The sequence below is a fragment of the Pseudomonas sp. LBUM1679 genome, from assembly GCF_059695565.1.
In genome coordinates, this window is the sequence record NZ_CP166774.1 from 2,245,566 (window position 1) to 2,263,191 (window position 17,626).

The following is a 17,626-nucleotide window of genomic DNA, read 5'->3' on the forward strand; positions in this document are numbered from 1 at the left end:
TGGGGCTTGCTCTGATGTCAGTCAGTTAAGGCATTTCAGGTTCAGCAATGTCCTGTGTAGCAGCTGCCGAAGGCTGCGTCCGACTGTGAAGCAGTCGTAAAATCAGGCACTACGGTATTCAGACAAACCGCGTCAGCAGGATTTACGACTGCTGTGCAGCCGGACGCAGGCTTTACCAGCTGCTACAGCGGTACGATCAACGGGCCGTCAAAGGCTTGCATGATCAGCGCCGCCGGCTGGCCGTGGCTGATGAGCTGGGCCATGGCGTTCATGTAGGGCGTCAGATGGCGGAAATACTTCTTGTAGCTTGGACACAGGTAGTTCAGGCCGGGCTCGCCGTTGGGCGCAGACATGAAGCGGTTCTTCGGGCACTCGCCATGGCAGGCGAAGCGGTAGTCGCACTGCACGCATACGGCTGGCAGAGTCTCTTCCTTGGCCGCCCCGAATGCCTGCTGGGCGGGTGAGGCGAGTAGGGCTGCCGGATCGTCGGTCTGGATATTACCCAGGCGGTATTCCGGGTACATGAAGTGATCGCAGGAGTAAATGCTGCCGTCATGCTCGACGATCGCAGCCTTGCCACAGCGCGGACTGAACAGGCACACCGAAGGTGCCAGCTGGCACCAGGAAGCCAGCGCCCATTCGAAATTCATCACATGGATGGCGCCAACGTCCTGGCGCACCCATTCGTTGAAGATGGCGATTAGAAAGTCGCCATAACTTTCCGGCTCGACACTTTGCGCAGTCACTGCCGCGGGATCGGGCAGGCTGAGCAAACGCAGTTCCGGCGGAGTGGCGAAGTGCAGGCCCTGCTCGACTTCCGGGGCACCGGGCTGGCGTTCCACCACTGGGTTGAACTGAATGTGCCGAACCCCTTGGGCCTTGAGGAAACGATAGATTTCCAGCGGATAACGCGCAACCTCACGGGCCACGGTGACCAGCACATTGAACTCGACGCCGTGCTGCTTGAGCAGGCCGAGGCCACGAATGACGTCGTCGAAACTGGAGCGCCCACGCTTGTCCGGCCGATAGAGGTCATGGACCTCGCGCGGACCGTCAAGGCTCAAACCGACCATGAACTTTTCGCGAGCGAGGAAAGCGCACCAGTCGTCGTCGAGCAGGGTGCCATTGGTCTGCAGAGTATTGCGGATGACCTTGCCGCCGGCGAACTGACGCTGGTAGGCCAGCGCCCGCTGGAAAAACGACAACCCCAGCAGGGTCGGTTCGCCGCCTTGCCAGGTGAACTCCACTACGGGGCTGTTCTGCGCCGCGATATAACCCTGAACATACGCACGCAGCACCTCGTCGGGCATGCTGAAGCGTTCGCGGGGCGGGAACAGCTGCTCTTTTTCCAAATAGAAGCAATAGCTGCAATCGAGGTTACAGATCGGCCCGATCGGCTTGGCCATCAGGTGCAGGCCCTGAGGTGGGGCTTGGGGGGTAAGCATGGCTGGGTTCCTGCGTGCTGTGCAGACCGTTCCGCAGGACGCGGCGGTTTCAGGCTACAGGCTAGGGACTGGACGAGCCGCAGCCACCCCCCATGACCGGGGGGCACGGCAGGGGATGACAACACCGGACTGGAAGGGGCAGGTGTTGTCCTCGGTTTTATCGCCCGCTATTTCTGTCGATCAACCTAATAGCTCTTTTATTTGTTGAGCCGCCTTGATACCCGAGCCTATCGCGCCATCAATATAGCCTCGGTTGCCTGCGCAGAAGTCAGCGCTAGCAAAGAAAACCCGACCTTCTGCGCCGTCCCGCAAACCTTTACCGTATTTCCTATACCAATCTGGACGCCATACACACCAGGTTCCTTGCGAGTAAGGATCTGCAATCCAGTCATAACCATAGGAACCAGTTACTTCGATACCGGGCAAAAATTGCTCTAATGCTTTCTGCATCTTGTCAGCGTCGTTAGTGTCAAAGTCTGCTCGATCATTTCCAAAGCACGCTATCAAAGAGCTTTCTTTGCCTATGTGATAGGTTAAAGCTTCGTCAAGTCCTATGTCCTTGTTGCCATACAACAATACTTTTGGAACCTCACCCTTTATTTGCGCAAATACCTTGAAGCCTTTTCCAGGATGCCCTTCTTTGGAAGCTGCCAATTTGTCTGGATCTAACGGTGGCGAAAAAAACTCAACATCTTTCAGTACATTTAAAGGTATCGTACAGACCAACGTCGCTGCGGTGAGAATTTCACCTGCGCGGGTAGTGATAACGACGTGGTCTGATTTTTGTTCAATTCTTTTAACAGGTGTATTTAATCTTACTTCTGGCTTGCCATCTTCAATCATTTTATTGATCAATGAAATGGTGCCTTCTTTTAGCTGGTAACGCGCATTTGTATCATAGTATGATGCGATGTTTTGTCCGCACAGAGCGAAAATGCGATAGGCTTCATTGGCCGATACATGGCTCGTTTTTGAGTTCACGCCGCCGCTTAATAGTCGTTGGAATATTTCAATTTGATCAGGTGTCAAGTCGGAATTATTTAGCAGGTCATGAATGCTGTCGCTATCGGCTTTAAGTATTTCCTCCATGCTAAAGTCGGCGTCAAATGGCCGCGGCCAAATGGCCATGCCTTTATCGCTAATTTTTTTACCGCCGGCATACAAGTCGGTAAAAAGTTTAACGATATCGGGCTCGATTCTTTTACCATCCTTGATTTGAATAAGACGTTCGGCCGTTGCGCCCGGCGTTTCTTTAATCTCTAAACCGTAACGCATGGTTTCGGCCCACACAAAGGGCTGCATCCAGTGAATCCAGGTGCCACCCAACTCTACTTCTTGATCGCCAAAGGGCGCTTGATAAAAAGTACGGCCACCTAAACGATTACGCGCTTCCAAAATGACACAGCGATAGCCATTTTCTTTTGCATCGCGAGCGGCGGTAACCCCAGCAAACCCACCACCTACAATCAAGACATCGTAATCGAATGGCGTTTTACCTCGAGGAGCATCAACGGCAGACGAGAGTGAAACATGACTCGACAATCCTGCCGCCAAAGCGCCGACAGTTGCACCCTTGATAAAGTCACGCCGATTCGGTTTTAAGTGGCTGTCATCTTTACTCATCGTCTTTTCCTGTAGATCGTTATCTGACGGCTTTTAAAGGGCAGGAATTTTTGCGGGCTCGTTATTGAGCGGCGGTCGCGCGCAGCTCCTGCGGTCGTGTTGTCTAAATATCCGTAATCGCAGAGAAAAAGCTCTTGCGCGCCGTGTCTGACTTCACATGCCAGACAACGGTTTCCCCTTTGGCAATAAACCAACTACGGCCATCACCACCCTTATAGGTAACGCTATTGCCTGACTCATCGGTAATCTCAAGTTCACCGTCGACTAACGTTGCCAGCTCGCTAAATGGATAAGTAAAGCTAAAGCGGCCTTTTGTTGTTTCAAATAATCCTGCAGTCAAGGGGAGGTTTCCACCGCCAAAATCCGAGCGCGCATAAAGTTTTATTTCTGTTTCAGACAGCGTCTTTCCGCCTAAACTTTCAGGTGAGCCTATGTAAGTGAGCTCATCATTTTTGCATGAAGGTGAGTAGGTGATCATCAAAGTTCCTTTGTTCTATTTATTCGTCGGTTAATCAGATGGTCTTGCCACAATCTTTATGGACGGGCTGTTAATTTCTCAGCTCGGATTCCCCGTTCCGCGACTTGTGAGTATCAACATTCGGGATCTTGCAAACCGTCTCGCCGAGATGAATTTCAAGGCTTGGGCAGGGGATAGCGCAACTCGCCTATCATCTCATCCAGGGACTCCTCAGATTTACCATCGCTTTCCATTGCAAGCCATTTCAGGATTGCCGACTCGTGGCGAACCATTGATTCGGTAACGTCGCGATCTTCTTCGGGGGAAATGCGAGCGATCTCTTCAAAACGGGACAGGAAACCCTGCACAGTAGGTTTTATTACGGCAGAAAATTCCTGGAGGCTACTGGTTGATTTATACGCGCTGACTATTCCGTCGACATCGCCCAGATCTATATTCTCGCTCAGGGACATGCCGTATTTGACCAGGAACGGGCGCAAGCGCGCCTTTGTTTCGGTTTCAAGTTGAAGCAAGGTTGCGAAGTGATATTGGTCGCGTTCACTTTTGGCTACGTCGATAAGCGCGAGCGCGAGCGCTTCACCGAAAATCTCGCTCTCATGTAGTTCTCGGATCCACGCAGGATAAGCCACGGTGCTCATGTTGTTTCTCCTTTCAGTTGTGCATCGGCGACAATTGCCGCGCGTTGTCTCTGATGGATATCACCCACCAAATTTCGTCAGATTGATTGCTTTGGGATTTGAGTACTGCTCCAGTGACTTCAGGTACTCGCCGACCAACTTCATATAAGGCGCAATAACCCAGCCATTGACGGCGACGGTGTTGACCTCCTCGCGCGGGTCTTGCTCGATATTGTAAATTGACGGATAGCCGACCAACTCAGCGCGGTAACCTGCGGCGCCGGCCATCGCCGGGTTGCCCGCCGAGCTGACGAATTGCTTTGGGTAGATCCGGAACTGCCGCCAGCGCACGGCAACGATCTCGTCGCCGATAAACGTGATCAAACTGTCGCGCTTTGAGTTGGCCTGCTTGCCGATGAAAAATTCGCTCTGATCCACGCCGTCGACAGGTCGATCCTGGGGGATATCCGCGCCGATGATTTTCGCCAACGTCGGAAAGACGTCATGGATGGACACCATCGCGTTGCTCACGCGCGGCGCGATCTTGCGCGGCCACTTGATCATGCCGGGCACACGCAACGAACCTTCCAGCGCATCACCGACCTCGCCACGGAAAGGGCCATTCGAGCCGCCGCGGAACTCGGCCGGCCCCGCCGTGGGCGAGGCCCCATTGTCAGACAGCCAGAGCACGATGGTGTTGTCCTCGACGCCGGCGGTCTTGATCGCGTCTAGCACCTGGCCGGTGCGATGGTCGAGCTCCATGATCGCATCGCCATACGGGCCGCTGCGCGACTTGCCGACAAACTCGGGGGCGACCAGCGACGGGTAGTGCGTGTTGGTCCAGCCGACGAAGAGGAAGAAAGGCTCCTTCGCTTTGGCTTGGCGCCCGATGTACTCCACCGCCGCATTGGCGATGTCACCCTCCACCTGACGTCGGTAATCCACCGTGTAGGGTCGGACCTTCTTCAGAGTGCCGTTTGCCTCTGACTCCCAGATGCCGGGCTCGGACGCGGCGATGAGGGCTTCAGGCAGCCCAGTGCGCTGCATGCTGTTGCGGTACAGGGTGCCGTCGGTCGTCTCGATGACGCCGACACGGAATTGGTCAAAGCCCTGACGGGTCGGCCAACTTTGCTCGCTCGCACCCAGATGCCACTTGCCAACGTAGCCCGTCGCGTAACCCTGGCTCTTGAACAACTCCCCCAGTGTCACTTCACTGGCCTGAAGCGTGTTCGGCGTGCCCCCGACAATGATGCTGCCAAGACCCGAACGGGGCGAATAACGCCCGGTTTGCAGCGCCGCGCGGGAGGGCGTGCAACCCGGCTCCACCAGGAACTGGGTAAAGCGCAGGCCTTCGCTGGCAAGCTGATCGATACTTGGGGTCGGCATACCGCGAACCTCACCCGCGCCATAGGCGCCGATGTCTCCATAGCCAACGTTATCGGCCAGCATGACGACGACGTTGGGTTTGTCTTGGGCATACACTGAGCTTGTGAGGGCGATCAGGAGTGCAGGTATCCAAAAGTTTTTCATATCGTCCTCAGTGAATTTCCTTGTACTCAGGCAACGCCTCTGGCAGATCTTTGCTTGCTTTATTGTTGGCCCGAATCAGCGCGTGAGCAGCTTTAGCAGTGCCGGATAGAAGTTTGGAAAGAGCCGCGCGATCCAGAATACTGTGGTCGACTTGTTGCCGGTGATGACGCGCTTCTTGCCCTGGCGGATGCCGTTGATGATGTCGGCCGAGCACACTTGCGGCGGAGTCAGCAACATCTTCTCAGCGTGACTGCAAATTAACTCCTCTTCGGCACCTGCTTCCTTGACGCGGCGGCCGGCTTTTTCGAAGTTAGTCTTGATGCCGCCGGGATGGACGCAGATGGCGCGCACACCGGTGCCTTCCAGTTCCGACCACAGGCACTCGGTCAGGCCGCGCACGGCGAATTTCGACATGTTGTAAGCGCTCTGGGTGGGGAAGCCAATCAGACCGAAGATGCTGGAAATGTTGACGATGCAGCCCTCGCGCTGTTTCAGCATCATCGGCAAAAACGCCTTGGTGCCGTAAAGCACGCCCCACAGATTGATACCCAGTTGCCATTTGTATTCTTCAATGGAGGTGTTGGCGACCGTGCCGAACAGCGCAGCGCCGGCATTGTTGATGAGGTAGTGCACCGCGCCAAAATCGCGGTTGACCTCAACGGCATGGGCCTGGAAGGCCTCCCACGAGGACACGTCGAGGATGTAGCCCTTGGCGCCATGCGTGCCGCTCTTGGCTAAGAGTGTCAGTGTTTCGTCCAGACCACCCTGACTGATGTCGGACAGCGCGAGACGCGCGCCGGCCTCGGCAAACTGCAGGGCCAATGCTCGACCAATACCTGATCCTGCACCGGTGATAACGACTACTTTATCTTTGAACATTTTTTCACTTCGAATTAGGGTTTGATTGTTGATCCCCCTGATGACGGCGGGATCGTCGTGGCTGGTCAGGCCAAAAAACTGGTGATGCTCGTCCGGGCTGCAAAAGGCGGCAAAGTGAATGCTCTAATGGGCATCCTGAAGATGCGGGTGAACAATTACCCCCCCGGCGGCGAGGGGGCTGAGTGAAATTCCATCAATGTCCTGGTTCATAAGGATCGGGCGTACCCGGACGGATCGGCGGCTCCTGACGTAAAGACTTCATGTGCTCTGCGATGACCTGAAAAGCCGGGAAGCGTACCCAGAGGTTTTGCATAAAGCCCGGATCTGCGGCGTGCTCCTCTTTCGGGTCCGTCAGCAGGTTGTAAAACAGCGGCACGCCGTAGCTGCGCACTGGATCGCCATAGCCGGTTCCGACCTCCTTGTTCATGACTTTCCAGTTGCGCCACTTGACGCCGTAGATGTCGTTACCGACATAGACCACCACGCTCTCGCGCTTCGATTTATCGGTCTTGCCGAGCAAGAACTCACTTTGGTCCAGGCCACCACTCGTCAAAGCCCTGATCAGTAGGAAAGCGTCCTTCGGTATGGCCAAGGTGCCATTTGCCGTAAGCCGCCGTGGCATATCCCTTGGCCGAAAGCGCTTCGGCGATGGTGGTCTCCCACTGTGTTAGACCGTAAAGCGGCGTGTCGATCGGGACTGAACCGTTCCCGGTGCGCACCGCATAGCGTCCCGTCATCAACGCAGCACGGCTGGGCGTGCATTGTGGTTCGACATTGAAGTTGGTGAAACGCACACCTTCTTGTGCCAGCGCATCGATCCGTGGTGTTGGCGCACCACGGACGATACCGCCGCCATAAACGCCAAGCTCGCCATAACCAAGGTTGTCCATCAGCACCAGAACGATATTGGGCTTGTCGCTGCTGACCCCTGCCGCCGATGCAACCAGCGGCAGGGCAATGAGCCCGAGAAGGAGGGTGCGTACGAGCTTCATATTACTGACTCTCAGCGATCACGTTGGCGCAACAGGGCGATGCCGGTCAGCAATGCCCACAGTGGCAACAGAATAAAGAAGACCGCCTGGATGATTCCCCCCAGTTCTGCCAATCCCAGCACACCGGTGAAAAAGGCGCTGATATAGCAAGCGCCGACTACCATCAACAGGCGCCCATATGGCATGCCTGAGGCACGCATGGCCTTGCCGATGACCAGCCCCCAGAAGCCCATGACCGGTCCCTCCATCAACCACAAGCCATGCTGTGCCGCATTTACCACCGCCAACCAGGCTGCTTCACTGGCGGCCTTGTTCAACGCATCACCCGCCGTATGCAGGGCCGCCAACGGCGACACTGTGGCGAATAGAATAGATGCGCCGGCAATGCCCATTACCACGTAGGTGACGATGCACAGTGTCGCCATGTCGATGATGGCGCCGTGTTCGTTGCGCAGCAGCGACCAGAGGTAGCCGCCAACTATCAGGAAGGGCAAATAAAACCCCAGGGTGTCCACCACCATCGCCCAGTGGAGATAGGTGTGCGCCTGCGACGGTAGCGCCAGAAAGACTTCGGGCTTGAAGACAACCGAGAAGTCACCGCCAGTTGCGGCCCCATACAAGCCGACGGTGGTCCAGCCCAACAGCGCGCCAATGATCGCGACCCAGGCAACCAGGCGACGGCCATTGGCGGCGAACAATTCGTGAGACTTGGAAATTTCCATTGCGTACATTTTTTCAACCCTTTATCAGATTCAGACGTTTTTGAACCAATCGAGCAAGGCCGTATTCACCTGTAATGCACGGTCGAGCATCATCCAGTGCGAGGCATCTTCGATGCGCTCATGGCGCCAGGGCGCAGACATGAATCGCGAACTCAACTTCTCCTGAGACGCCCACAAATAGGCATCGCCGCTGCTCCACAGCCCCAGGGTTGGCACGCTGTATTTTCCCGGAACGGCGTCGCTATTCCCGGTAGCCGGCCTGCACCAGCGCAGGCACCTGGTAATCCCAGGTGCTCGAGGTACCGGGCATCCCATGCAGCAACAACGCGAGCTTGTCGCCGCTACCCTGATCGCCGACGTGGTAGCGCACGCCGTTCAGCTCGATTTTTTTGCCGGGCACACTGCCGCGTACACCCAAAAATGCAGCAGCTGGCTGGCCGTTTTAAAAACATCACGTCGTTCATTGTGCATGTGCCTCTCCTCGGTGGTTGGCCAGATAGTTGGCGATATTCTTGATGTCTTCGTCCGATAGCGTGACGGCGAAAGCCATCGCCCCATTGGCATCCTTGCGGTCGCCGTACTTGAAGTCGGTCAGCTGCTTGACCAGGTAGTCATAGCCCTGTCCGGCGAGACGTGGAAACGCAGCCTGGCCGGTCAACTCTGCGCCGTGACAGGCCGCGCAATTCCCGTTTTTGACCAGCAATTCGCCCTTTTTCAGGCGCGCTGGATCGACTACAAATGCCGAGTTAGGGGCGACAGGCCGAGCGGCGAAATACGCGGCGAGACCGGTGATGTCAGCGGTCGAGAGGCTCATCGCCAATGGCGACATGATGGGATTGGCGCGCTGGCCGTCGGCAAAGGCCGTCAGTTGTTGAACCAGATAGGCTGCCGGTTGACCGGCCAGTCGCGGGTACAGCTGCGTTACCGTGTTGCCGTTGTTGCCATGGCAAAGCATGCAGGCCTCGTTAAGTTGCGGCCAGGGACCACCGCTGGCCGCATTTTCCCGACTCGTCGCCTCTATGGCCTGACTGAAACGGTAGTAGTCCAGCAGTTGCGGGCCATAGGTGATGCCGCTCAGGATCAGCAGTACCAGCATGACCATCCCGCTGATGGCGAGTACCCGACGTGCACCACCTTGATTTTTGATTTGCCTGGTAAGTTTCATTCTGGCGATCCCCATTTCAAACCTGCCGCAGGGCTTGCAGTGCCTGAAGTGCGGCGCGGTGACCCGAGCGCACGGCACCATCCATGTAGCCCGCCCATATGTCGGCGGTTTCGGTGCCTGACCAGATCAACTGGCCCACCGCTGGATGCAGGGCCTCGCCGTAGCGGGTCCAGAAGCCCGGCGCGATGGCTGAAACGCAACTGATGATCCAGGGATCCTGCCCCCAGTCGTGATCGTGAAACTGCGAGCATAGGCGGGCCTCATCGCCCAGCGCCTGGGCAAGGATGTCGGTCAGCTGAGCTTGTGCAAGCCTGGGTTCGGACGCCAGCATGGACTGCGTGACAAAGGCGTTGATCACCCCGATGGAGCCATCCGGCGGTGAGTTGTCGAATGCCCAAAGCAACGGACCGTTGGCTTGAATGACATGTCCGTTGTAGCCCTGCTCGCGCCAGAAGGGTTTGGTGTAGACCAGTGTCACCTTGCGCCCCGGGGTGTGGGCCGGCCAGCGCCGTTGCAATTCGTGCCGCAGCGCGGGGAGGGGGGGATCGAAACGGATCTGGTTGCACAACGCCGGTGTCAGCGCCACGATCACTCGTCGCGCCCGTACCCGGCCTTTGTCCGTGTGCAGGCTGACCACGGTTTGATCCCAGTCACTGATCTGGCGGACCGGGGCCGACAGTCGTACTTTCTCTCCCAGGGCTTGCGCCATCTTCTGGCTCAAGATCTGCGAGCCACCGACAAAGCGCGTTTCCTGGGCGCTGCCCTTGATCGAGTCCAGTTGTTCGTAGCTGCTGTTGGCCGAGTTGATCATCGACAGAAAATGCAGGAAACCCATCTTGGCCGGCATCGCTCCGCCTGACAGCAAGGAACCGATGCTCCAGCCGATCCGGTCTTCTGGCTTGAGGTTCTGTTTTACCAGCCAGTCGCCGAGCGACATGGCGTCCAGCTCCGCGGCGCGGCCCGCCTGCCAGGGTGTGCCGGAGGGTACCGTGCGTGCCAACTCATTGAGCTGCTCGGCGATTTTCATGTCAGTGCCGAACGAGCCGTCAAGGTCCATCGCAACGCTTCCCTCGCCAGCCAGAAATACTGTTTTGCCACGGTAGTAAGTCGGGAAGGTTGCGACACCCAGCTCACGCGCCAGATCGGCGACCGCGGTCTGGCCAGGGCCGATGAACTGGCCGCCGGCCTCGGAGATATAGCCATTGCCCAGATCGTGATTAAGGGTGCGACCACCGACGCGATCACTCGCTTCCAGCACCAGGAAGGATTCGCAGCCAGCTCGGCGCAAGTCGCGGGCAGCGGTTAGCCCGGCGAGACCTGCGCCAATGATGACCACATCGAATACATCATCGCTATTCGTCGGTAATGCAACTGCGTCGCCTGGCAGGGCGGCCACTGCCACGGCACCGGCCGCAGCGCCGAGAAAGCCACGCCGACTCAGTTTTCCGCCACTCGGAGGGGCTGCGTCGGCCACCTGTTGTTGTGGTTTTTTGTCCATCGCCTGATCTGCCTTTGTGCAGTTTTATTTTTATGTGCCTTGATGAGCAGGGCCAAAGTTGACAGACTGTAAAATAATATCTGACACAGTGTCAATTTACCTTCGGGTGCTATCAGCAGTACCTTGAGGAAACGGCAATAGCAGAAATCGCGTGCACTCGAATACGGCACGCAGGGCACATCAAGAAAAAGGCGCGGTGGCGATGATCTGAGCCGGCGATTCAGCAACGTTCGATAGGAGGTTTCAGATGTTTAACCGAGCACTGGTCAACTCGACCGCTGTGGGAGGTTATTGCTTAACCGCGCCGAATGCCGCTCGACGTAGGGCCGCAGACCAGTGCGTAGCATTTTGTCCAACATTCGCTGCATGAAGACGCGCCACAGCACGCCGGCGAAAGGCAGGCGGGAGCGGAAGCGAATCGTCCACCGCAGCTGCGTCCCTGCGCCGTCGGCCTGCATGGTGACTTCACCCTGGTGGTATTTGAACGGCGAACCCTCAATCACGCGATAGCGGATGCGCTTGTTCTCGACGATGCCGGTGACCTGTTCGACTACCGTCCCCAGTGGGCCGGACATGCGACGTTCAGACCCCACACCGTTGCGTCCCCCGGCGCCATCGCGCACCCGCCTCACGTGTGGAAAACCTATCCAATGCGCCATCTCGTCATGCTCATTGAGTGCCTTCCACACCACCTCCGGCGGCGCGACGATGCTGACACTGGCGCTGACGCTATGGGTGTCGGCGCCCGGACGGTTGGCGATCGGGGTCGGCAGGAAGCCCCACTGGCGATCTTGCTTGCCAGGCGAAATCCACATCAGTTCAACCGAAAAGCCAAGCTTGTCATTGAAGTAGACGACACCGGCACTGGGCAGGCGGAGGGTGCGACTTACCGGTTGCGCGCCCGCGGCCACCATGTTCTGGCAGATGCTCTCGTGGGCGTGCTTGGTACGCGTGCCGTAGGCAATGTTCAGAATGCCCTGATCGCTGAGACGGTAGCCCTGGGGCCATGGCTTACCTGGCGGATCAAGGTATTGCACGACTTCGACTAGGATATCGCCGCTAGTAAAGACTGCACATTTGCAGCGAGCACTGGGCAACTGCCACAACGCCTCGTGCTCTTGCGTGTGCAAGGCCAGGTTTTCCGGTTGTTTGCCGTTGACTGCCGCCAGGTACGCCACGGAAGCCTCCAGGTCAGGCGTGGACAGGGTGACCGAGCGCAGTGCGACCGAACAATCGTCGAGTTCGACCCCCGGCGCTTGCGGCAGCGGATCGTCTTCCATGATTTCCACATAGACACCGTCCGGACTGCGCACGCAGACACGCCTCTGGCCGGGCTGGCCCAGCGGCGGTGTCAGCGCCGGGGTTCCCAGGCGGGCGAGGCGTGCCAGGGTCGCGTCGAAGTCAGCCACCCACACGCCCATACGCGTGTAGCCGATGTCGCAGGGACGGAAATCGGCGGGCAGCAGCTGGGAAACGGGCCGTTGGAACTGGAACAGCTCAATCTGGAACCAGGGATTGCGGCCGACCATCCACCAGCTGCAGGAAGCGACTCCAGGCAGGCCTTGCACCATGGCCGCCAGCGGGCTGCTGGTCATCAGTCGTTCGCCACCGGAAGGGAGGAAGCCCAGGCCCTCGCGGAACCAAAGCTCTGTAAGTTGCAGATCGAGCACCGTAAGCGCGACCTGGGTTAAAGCGGGATTCTGGTTGGTCTGATTCATGCTGCTCTCTTTTTATGAGGGCTAAACAGCGGGGAAATACGCTGCTGGTTCACTTTCCTTGTGGGCCCAACAGCTGAATTCGACAATGCCTGTGATGAACCAAGGCAAAATCGCCACTGATGGGCCGTCTACCACGGGTCTGCCTATGGTTGGAAACCAACTGATCGAGGTCAGGCGTTTTCAAACCAATCCAGCAACAGCGCGTTCACCTCTTGCGCCCGGTCCAGCATCATCCAGTGCGAGGCCCCTTCAATCCGCGCATAACGCCAGGGCGCAGACATGAAGTTTGAACTCAGTTCCACCTGGGATTCCCACACATAGACATCGCCGGTACTCCACAAACCCAACGTTGGCACACTGCATTTGCGCGGGGCTGCGGCGCTACCAAGGGCAGCCAGATAAGCCGAGGCCATCGGATTGCCCCTATCCCAATTCAAGTTGCCGAGCATTGCCTCTGGATCTTTCAGCCGCGACCAGACCTCTTCGGCCTCAGGATGGGAAGGCATGATGAATTTCTTGAAAAAGGCGCCGTCATTGGCGGCATAAAGCGCCCCAGCCGCTTGCTGAGTCGGCAGGTACATGTACCAACTGTCTTTCACATCGGCGATCGAGTTCATGAACATCATTTGGTCTGGATGCCCAATCGAGAGTGCAGCGTACCGACGGAAGCGCTCGGGGAAATTCAGTACCAATTCCCAGCTGGTTGCGGCGCCCCAGTCATGGCCAATCAGATCCACTTGCTTGAGGCTGAGCGCATCCAGCAGGGCGATCATGTCGCCGACGATGCTTTCCAGGCCATAACGTTGCGGGTCTTGTGGCTTCTCGGTTTCACCATATCCGAGCATGTCCGGCACGATCACCCGATAACCGGCCTCCACCAGCGCCGGCACCAGGAAGCGCCAGACGCTGGAGGTGTCGGGCATACCGTGCAGCACTAGCGCCACCTTGTCGCCATTTCCCTGCTCGCCGACGTGGTAACGGATGCCGTTGAGCATCATCTTCTGGCCCGGAATGCTCGGGCGCGCAGCTGTCTGCCCGTCGCTCAGGGGTGTGCTCGCAGGACTCGCAGTAGCGGCCACGGCCTGGCAATCTGTTTTGAGGAAGTCACGTTGTTCATTGTTCATTTGTCGCTCCTGTATCTGGCCAGAAAAGTGGCCATGTTTTCGATGTCCTGGTCCGACAGCGTTGCGGCAAAGGCCATCAGACCAATGGGATCCTTACGAGAAGTGCCCTTCATCTCCCACTTAATGCGGTCCGATCAGGGCCTGGTGCAGCACACCCTGCGCGCTGAACAACGCCAGCTGGCCGTCGGCCAATGCTGCCAGCGCGGCGAGGTTCAGTCGGTCGGCACGGACTTCAGTGCGCAAGTGGTGCAGGCCGGCATCCGCGACGCTGACCAGGCCGCCGTTACCGACCAGCGTCACGCGACCATCCTCAATGCGCTACCGAGCAACGATCGTTTGAAGTGCCTATTCATGCGTTGTACCCCCATTGGAATTATTGTGTAGGAGCACCCACCGTCTGCCGGTGGGAAGAGCTTGAGCATTCGCCAGGTAGAATTTGACAGACTGTAAAATAATATCTGAAACAGTGTCAATTTACATTCGGGTGCTTTCAGCAGTACCCTGACGATTGGCAATAGCAGAATTGCGCGCAGCAAAAAATCAGCATGGCTGGCGGCAATAACCAGGCCCAGCAGGCCCAACCGCTACTGGCCAGCTATCCGGAGAGCAAGTGACAAATATGGAAAGTTCTGAAAAGGCTGCGCTGCCGATCAAGCGCGCACCCCAGCAGCAGCGAGCACTCGATCGCATTGATGCAATCCTCGTCGCGGCCGGGGCAGTAGTGGCCGAAGGGGGCTACGACGATCTGACCATGGTCAGGATTGCAGCACGCGCCGGCATAACCCACTCCTCGATTTACCCCTATTTCAGTTCAGTCGAAGCGATTCTTGCCGAGCTGATTTCGCGCCTGATGGCCGACTTCGATCGCAGTGTCGCCGAAATCCTCACGCGTGCTGAAACTCCGCAGGCGCTTGTCGAAGCGACTCTGCGAAGCATCGAACTGGGTTTCCAGATTTACCGCTCCACGCCGGTCATTCGTGGCCTGTGGGCGGCGACCCGCTATTTACCGACCCTGCGCAAGATCGACGACGAAGATGCGGAGCGCAATGCGCGCTTATTCAGCGAGCGCTTCATAGCGCTGGCGCCGAATTGCGATCACAACGCCATCTTTGTCACCATGCGCATGGCGGCAGCGCTCTGCGTCCCGGCATACGAAGCGGCTCTGTCGCTACCGGAATCACTGCAAAAACTGGCCTTCAATGACTTTTTGGCGATGGTGCGCTCGCGTTTGTACGCCGTGGTTTTACTGCCCGGCAGAACACCGGGTGATTGAAGCCGGCGGCCGGTGCTGCTGGTCGGGCGTCGCTACAGGCACTCTTCAATACCTGGAGTTTAACCATGACCAACGATGTCGATGAGCAAGGCCGCCGGTTGATTCACCGGCGCAAGGTCGAGTGCCTGGGGTATCTGCGGGCAGACGGCCTGTGGGATATCGAAGGACGCCTGGACGACAGCAAGACTCACCCGGTGACCCTGGCCGAAGGACGAGTTTTGGCGATCGGCCAGACTTATCACGGGATGTACATTCGCTTAACCCTGGACGACGACTTCATCGTGCGGGAAGTGCAGGTGTGCATGCCGCAAGTACCCACCAGCGAATGTCGCGGCGCGGCGCCGGCCTACGAAAAATTGCTCGGCGAGCGCATCGGCGCGGGCTTTTCGCGGCGGATCAAGGAGCTGTTCGGCGGGATCGGCGGCTGTGTGCATCTGACAGAGTTGCTACTGCCCATCGCCACCACGGCGTTTCAGACCATCCCCATGGCGCGGGCCATGATTGCGCCGCGCACGGCCGCCGATACCGAGGCTTACAGTCGCGCCACCGCGGGCTTGCTCAATACTTGTCACGCCCTGCGCGACGATAGTCCCGTCGCGATACTGCTGAAAAAATAACCAGCAGGCCGGTTCGAACAAGTCCGATTTGTTGCGGACTCATCGGCATCTCAGCATGAGCAGATTCTGACAAAAATGAGTGCTTTTTACGGGAGTTGTCGATGCAGGGAAGAACAATCATGCCGAGCAAGGTGCAAATTTCTGATCAGGGGGGAGCGATGGAAAAGATGTTTGATTTGGTCATACGCGCAGGCATGGTGGCCGACGGCCTGGGTAATCCTTTGTTCGAGGCCGATGTCGCGGTGCTGGATGGCCTGATTGTCGAAGTGGGCAAGGTGTCTGGTTCGGCAAAGGAGGAGATCGATGCGCGTGGCCTGGTGGTGACGCCAGGCTTCGTGGATATTCACACCCACTACGATGGCCAGGCCATGTGGGATTCGAGGCTGGCTTCATCGAGCTGGAATGGCGTCACGACCGTGGTCATGGGCAACTGCGGCGTCGGGTTCGCACCGGTGCGCACGCAAGACCGTCAGCGCCTGATCGAGCTCATGGAAGGGGTGGAAGACATCCCCGGAGCCGTGTTGCATGAGGGGCTGGACTGGCAATGGGAAAGCTTCGGCGAGTTCCTTGCCGCCCTGGAGCGGCGGCCACATGACATCGACATTTGCGCTCAGCTGCCTCATGGTGCCCTGCGCGTCTACGTGATGGGCGAGCGTGCCACCCGCCTTGAAGCCGCGACTGCCGGTGATATCGCGCAGATGCGCATACTGGCGGCAGAGGCCATGCACGCGGGGGCCATCGGTTTTTCGACGTCGCGCACGATCAACCATCGGACCCTCAATGGCGATCCGACCCCTTCGCTGCGCGCCGCTGAAGATGAGCTGATGGGCATTGCGATGGGCCTCAAGGATGCCGGTCGTGGTGTCATTGCCCTGATCACCGACTTCGATACGCCCGATCTTGAAACGGAGTTCGCGATGTTGCGCCGCATCGTCGAGCGGGCGGGCAGGCCGTTGTCATTTTCCCTGGCGCAGCAGACTCACAAGAAGGAGGCGTGGCGCCAGTTGCTTGCGCTCACCGCCGATGCGGTCGAGGCGGGGCTGCCCATGCGTGCGCAGGTGGCACCGCGGCCGATTGGCACTCTGCTCGGTCTTCAGGCAAGCCTCAATCCATTCTTCGAGTGCGCCAGCTACATGGAAATTGCCCATCAATCCCTGGCGCAGCGCCTTGTGCTGCTGAAGGATGCCGGTCTTCAACAGCGTTTACTGGAAGAAATAGAACTGCCGCCGACGAGTGGTTTGGCGCGGCATCTGACTTCGTTCGAGATGATTTTCCCGCTCGGCAACCCTGCAAACTATGAGCCGAATCGCGACACGTCGATTGCGGCTCAAGCGGCCAGGCAGGGCCGCAAGCCCGCGGAGCTGGCGTACGACATGTTGCTGGAGGATGAAGGCCGCAGTTTCCTCTACGCCCCGTTTGCGAACTACGCGGATTTCAATCTTGATGCCTGCGGCGAGATGATTGCCGACCCGAACACGGTGATGGGATTGGGCGACGGCGGAGCGCACGTGGGCGTGGTTTGCGATGCCAGCTTCCCAAGCTATCTGCTGACACATTGGGGCCGAGATCGCGAAAGTGGCAAGTTCGCCCTGTCCTGGCTGGTCAAGCGCCAGACCTGCGACACGGCACGCGCTGTTGGCCTCTTTGATCGAGGAGTGATCGCACCGGGCATGAAGGCGGACCTCAATGTCATCGATATGGATCGGTTGGGGCTGGAACAGCCGCAAATGCATTTCGACCTGCCGGCCGGCGGCAAGCGGCTGCTGCAGGGCGCACGCGGATATGTCACCACGATTGTCTCAGGTGTACCAATTTATCGGGAAGGGAAGGCCACGGGTGCGCTGCCAGGGCGACTGGTACGTGGCCCGCAGAAGAGCGATAGCGCAGCACTCTGAGAGTAGGTTCGATCAGTCCGGGGCGAACGGTTGCTGAAACAGGGCTGTTG

Annotated in this window: 19 protein-coding genes; 4 read left to right on the forward strand and 15 right to left on the reverse strand. The window is 58.0% G+C overall.

Annotation, left to right across the window (positions count from 1 at the left end; genetic code table 11):
- Positions 1-182: 182 nt before the first annotated feature.
- From ACA062_RS10420 to ACA062_RS10445, 6 genes are all read right to left on the reverse strand, one after another.
- Complete coding sequence (locus tag ACA062_RS10420; RefSeq protein WP_497456282.1) at positions 183-1,445, reverse strand: anaerobic sulfatase maturase; 1,263 nt, start codon at positions 1,443-1,445, stop codon at positions 183-185.
- 180 nt (positions 1,446-1,625) lie between these two features.
- A complete protein-coding gene (locus ACA062_RS10425) occupies positions 1,626-3,068 on the reverse strand; it encodes an FAD-dependent oxidoreductase (RefSeq protein ID WP_497456283.1) in 1,443 nt (480 codons plus the stop codon).
- Between the two features lie 103 nt (positions 3,069-3,171).
- Positions 3,172-3,546 carry a cupin domain-containing protein gene (locus tag ACA062_RS10430; protein ID WP_497456284.1) on the reverse strand — a complete coding sequence of 125 codons (375 nt, stop codon included), beginning with the start codon at positions 3,544-3,546 and terminating at the stop codon, positions 3,172-3,174.
- Between the two features lie 155 nt (positions 3,547-3,701).
- The gene (locus ACA062_RS10435; protein WP_497456285.1) at positions 3,702-4,184 is read right to left on the reverse strand and encodes a hypothetical protein; all 483 of its coding nucleotides are present in this window, start codon (positions 4,182-4,184) and stop codon (positions 3,702-3,704) included.
- 60 nt (positions 4,185-4,244) lie between these two features.
- On the reverse strand, positions 4,245-5,693 hold the full coding sequence (locus tag ACA062_RS10440; RefSeq protein WP_497456286.1) for an arylsulfatase: 1,449 nt from the start codon (positions 5,691-5,693) through the stop codon (positions 4,245-4,247).
- Positions 5,694-5,768: 75 nt separating this feature from the next.
- Positions 5,769-6,572, reverse strand: a complete 804-nt coding sequence (locus ACA062_RS10445; RefSeq protein WP_497456287.1) for an SDR family NAD(P)-dependent oxidoreductase — start codon at positions 6,570-6,572, stop codon at positions 5,769-5,771.
- Between the two features lie 21 nt (positions 6,573-6,593).
- Between ACA062_RS10445 and ACA062_RS10450 the strand changes: the two genes are divergently transcribed.
- Entirely contained in the window at positions 6,594-6,758 is a 165-nt protein-coding gene (locus tag ACA062_RS10450; protein WP_497456288.1) for a hypothetical protein, read from the forward strand.
- 7 nt (positions 6,759-6,765) lie between these two features.
- Here ACA062_RS10450 and ACA062_RS10455 read toward each other — a convergent pair whose 3' ends face one another.
- The 9 genes from ACA062_RS10455 to ACA062_RS10495 form a co-directional block, all read right to left on the reverse strand.
- Positions 6,766-7,092 (reverse strand): hypothetical protein, encoded by a 327-nt coding sequence (locus tag ACA062_RS10455; RefSeq protein ID WP_497456289.1) that lies wholly within the window; start codon positions 7,090-7,092, stop codon positions 6,766-6,768.
- Between the two features lie 4 nt (positions 7,093-7,096).
- On the reverse strand, positions 7,097-7,564 hold the full coding sequence (locus tag ACA062_RS10460; RefSeq protein ID WP_497456290.1) for a sulfatase-like hydrolase/transferase: 468 nt from the start codon (positions 7,562-7,564) through the stop codon (positions 7,097-7,099).
- Positions 7,565-7,575: 11 nt separating this feature from the next.
- On the reverse strand, positions 7,576-8,295 hold the full coding sequence (locus tag ACA062_RS10465) for a hypothetical protein (RefSeq protein ID WP_497456291.1): 720 nt from the start codon (positions 8,293-8,295) through the stop codon (positions 7,576-7,578).
- A gap of 232 nt (positions 8,296-8,527) precedes the next feature.
- A complete protein-coding gene (locus ACA062_RS10470; RefSeq protein ID WP_497456292.1) occupies positions 8,528-8,686 on the reverse strand; it encodes an alpha/beta fold hydrolase in 159 nt (52 codons plus the stop codon).
- 60 nt (positions 8,687-8,746) lie between these two features.
- The gene (locus tag ACA062_RS10475) at positions 8,747-9,451 is read right to left on the reverse strand and encodes a c-type cytochrome (protein ID WP_497456293.1); all 705 of its coding nucleotides are present in this window, start codon (positions 9,449-9,451) and stop codon (positions 8,747-8,749) included.
- A 16-nt stretch (positions 9,452-9,467) separates the two neighbouring features.
- Complete coding sequence (locus ACA062_RS10480) at positions 9,468-10,949, reverse strand: flavin monoamine oxidase family protein (RefSeq protein ID WP_497456294.1); 1,482 nt, start codon at positions 10,947-10,949, stop codon at positions 9,468-9,470.
- Positions 10,950-11,215: 266 nt separating this feature from the next.
- Positions 11,216-12,667, reverse strand: a complete 1,452-nt coding sequence (locus tag ACA062_RS10485; RefSeq protein WP_497456295.1) for an SRPBCC family protein — start codon at positions 12,665-12,667, stop codon at positions 11,216-11,218.
- A 170-nt stretch (positions 12,668-12,837) separates the two neighbouring features.
- Positions 12,838-13,791, reverse strand: a complete 954-nt coding sequence (locus tag ACA062_RS10490) for an alpha/beta fold hydrolase (protein ID WP_497456296.1) — start codon at positions 13,789-13,791, stop codon at positions 12,838-12,840.
- Positions 13,792-13,911: 120 nt separating this feature from the next.
- The gene (locus ACA062_RS10495) at positions 13,912-14,091 is read right to left on the reverse strand and encodes a hypothetical protein (protein ID WP_497456297.1); all 180 of its coding nucleotides are present in this window, start codon (positions 14,089-14,091) and stop codon (positions 13,912-13,914) included.
- Positions 14,092-14,410: 319 nt separating this feature from the next.
- Here ACA062_RS10495 and ACA062_RS10500 point away from each other — a divergent pair, with 319 nt between their 5' ends.
- The 3 genes from ACA062_RS10500 (at position 14,411) to ACA062_RS10510 (ending at position 17,576) form a co-directional block, all read left to right on the forward strand.
- Positions 14,411-15,064, forward strand: coding sequence for a TetR/AcrR family transcriptional regulator (locus ACA062_RS10500; protein WP_497456298.1), 654 nt, complete (start codon positions 14,411-14,413; stop codon positions 15,062-15,064).
- A gap of 65 nt (positions 15,065-15,129) precedes the next feature.
- Positions 15,130-15,681 (forward strand): DUF2889 domain-containing protein, encoded by a 552-nt coding sequence (locus ACA062_RS10505; RefSeq protein ID WP_497456299.1) that lies wholly within the window; start codon positions 15,130-15,132, stop codon positions 15,679-15,681.
- Between the two features lie 119 nt (positions 15,682-15,800).
- Positions 15,801-17,576 (forward strand): N-acyl-D-amino-acid deacylase family protein, encoded by a 1,776-nt coding sequence (locus ACA062_RS10510; RefSeq protein WP_497456300.1) that lies wholly within the window; start codon positions 15,801-15,803, stop codon positions 17,574-17,576.
- Positions 17,577-17,626: the final 50 nt, after the last annotated feature.

Bases quoted from the DNA above. Each gene is read 5' to 3' on its own strand.
- ACA062_RS10445 (WP_497456287.1), bottom strand. From the start codon at position 6,572: ATGTTCAAAGATAAAGTAGTCGTTATCACCGGTGCAGGATCAGGTATT.
- ACA062_RS10500 (WP_497456298.1), top strand. From the start codon at position 14,411: ATGGAAAGTTCTGAAAAGGCTGCGCTGCCGATCAAGCGCGCACCCCAG.
- ACA062_RS10460 (WP_497456290.1), bottom strand. From the start codon at position 7,564: ATGAAGCTCGTACGCACCCTCCTTCTCGGGCTCATTGCCCTGCCGCTG.
- ACA062_RS10425 (WP_497456283.1), bottom strand. From the start codon at position 3,068: ATGAGTAAAGATGACAGCCACTTAAAACCGAATCGGCGTGACTTTATC.
- ACA062_RS10505 (WP_497456299.1), top strand. From the start codon at position 15,130: ATGACCAACGATGTCGATGAGCAAGGCCGCCGGTTGATTCACCGGCGC.
- ACA062_RS10510 (WP_497456300.1), top strand. From the start codon at position 15,801: ATGCCGAGCAAGGTGCAAATTTCTGATCAGGGGGGAGCGATGGAAAAG.
- ACA062_RS10475 (WP_497456293.1), bottom strand. From the start codon at position 9,451: ATGAAACTTACCAGGCAAATCAAAAATCAAGGTGGTGCACGTCGGGTA.
- ACA062_RS10490 (WP_497456296.1), bottom strand. From the start codon at position 13,791: ATGAACAATGAACAACGTGACTTCCTCAAAACAGATTGCCAGGCCGTG.
- ACA062_RS10430 (WP_497456284.1), bottom strand. From the start codon at position 3,546: ATGATCACCTACTCACCTTCATGCAAAAATGATGAGCTCACTTACATA.
- ACA062_RS10420 (WP_497456282.1), bottom strand. From the start codon at position 1,445: ATGCTTACCCCCCAAGCCCCACCTCAGGGCCTGCACCTGATGGCCAAG.
- ACA062_RS10440 (WP_497456286.1), bottom strand. From the start codon at position 5,693: ATGAAAAACTTTTGGATACCTGCACTCCTGATCGCCCTCACAAGCTCA.
- ACA062_RS10465 (WP_497456291.1), bottom strand. From the start codon at position 8,295: ATGTACGCAATGGAAATTTCCAAGTCTCACGAATTGTTCGCCGCCAAT.
- ACA062_RS10435 (WP_497456285.1), bottom strand. From the start codon at position 4,184: ATGAGCACCGTGGCTTATCCTGCGTGGATCCGAGAACTACATGAGAGC.
- ACA062_RS10480 (WP_497456294.1), bottom strand. From the start codon at position 10,949: ATGGACAAAAAACCACAACAACAGGTGGCCGACGCAGCCCCTCCGAGT.
- ACA062_RS10485 (WP_497456295.1), bottom strand. From the start codon at position 12,667: ATGAATCAGACCAACCAGAATCCCGCTTTAACCCAGGTCGCGCTTACG.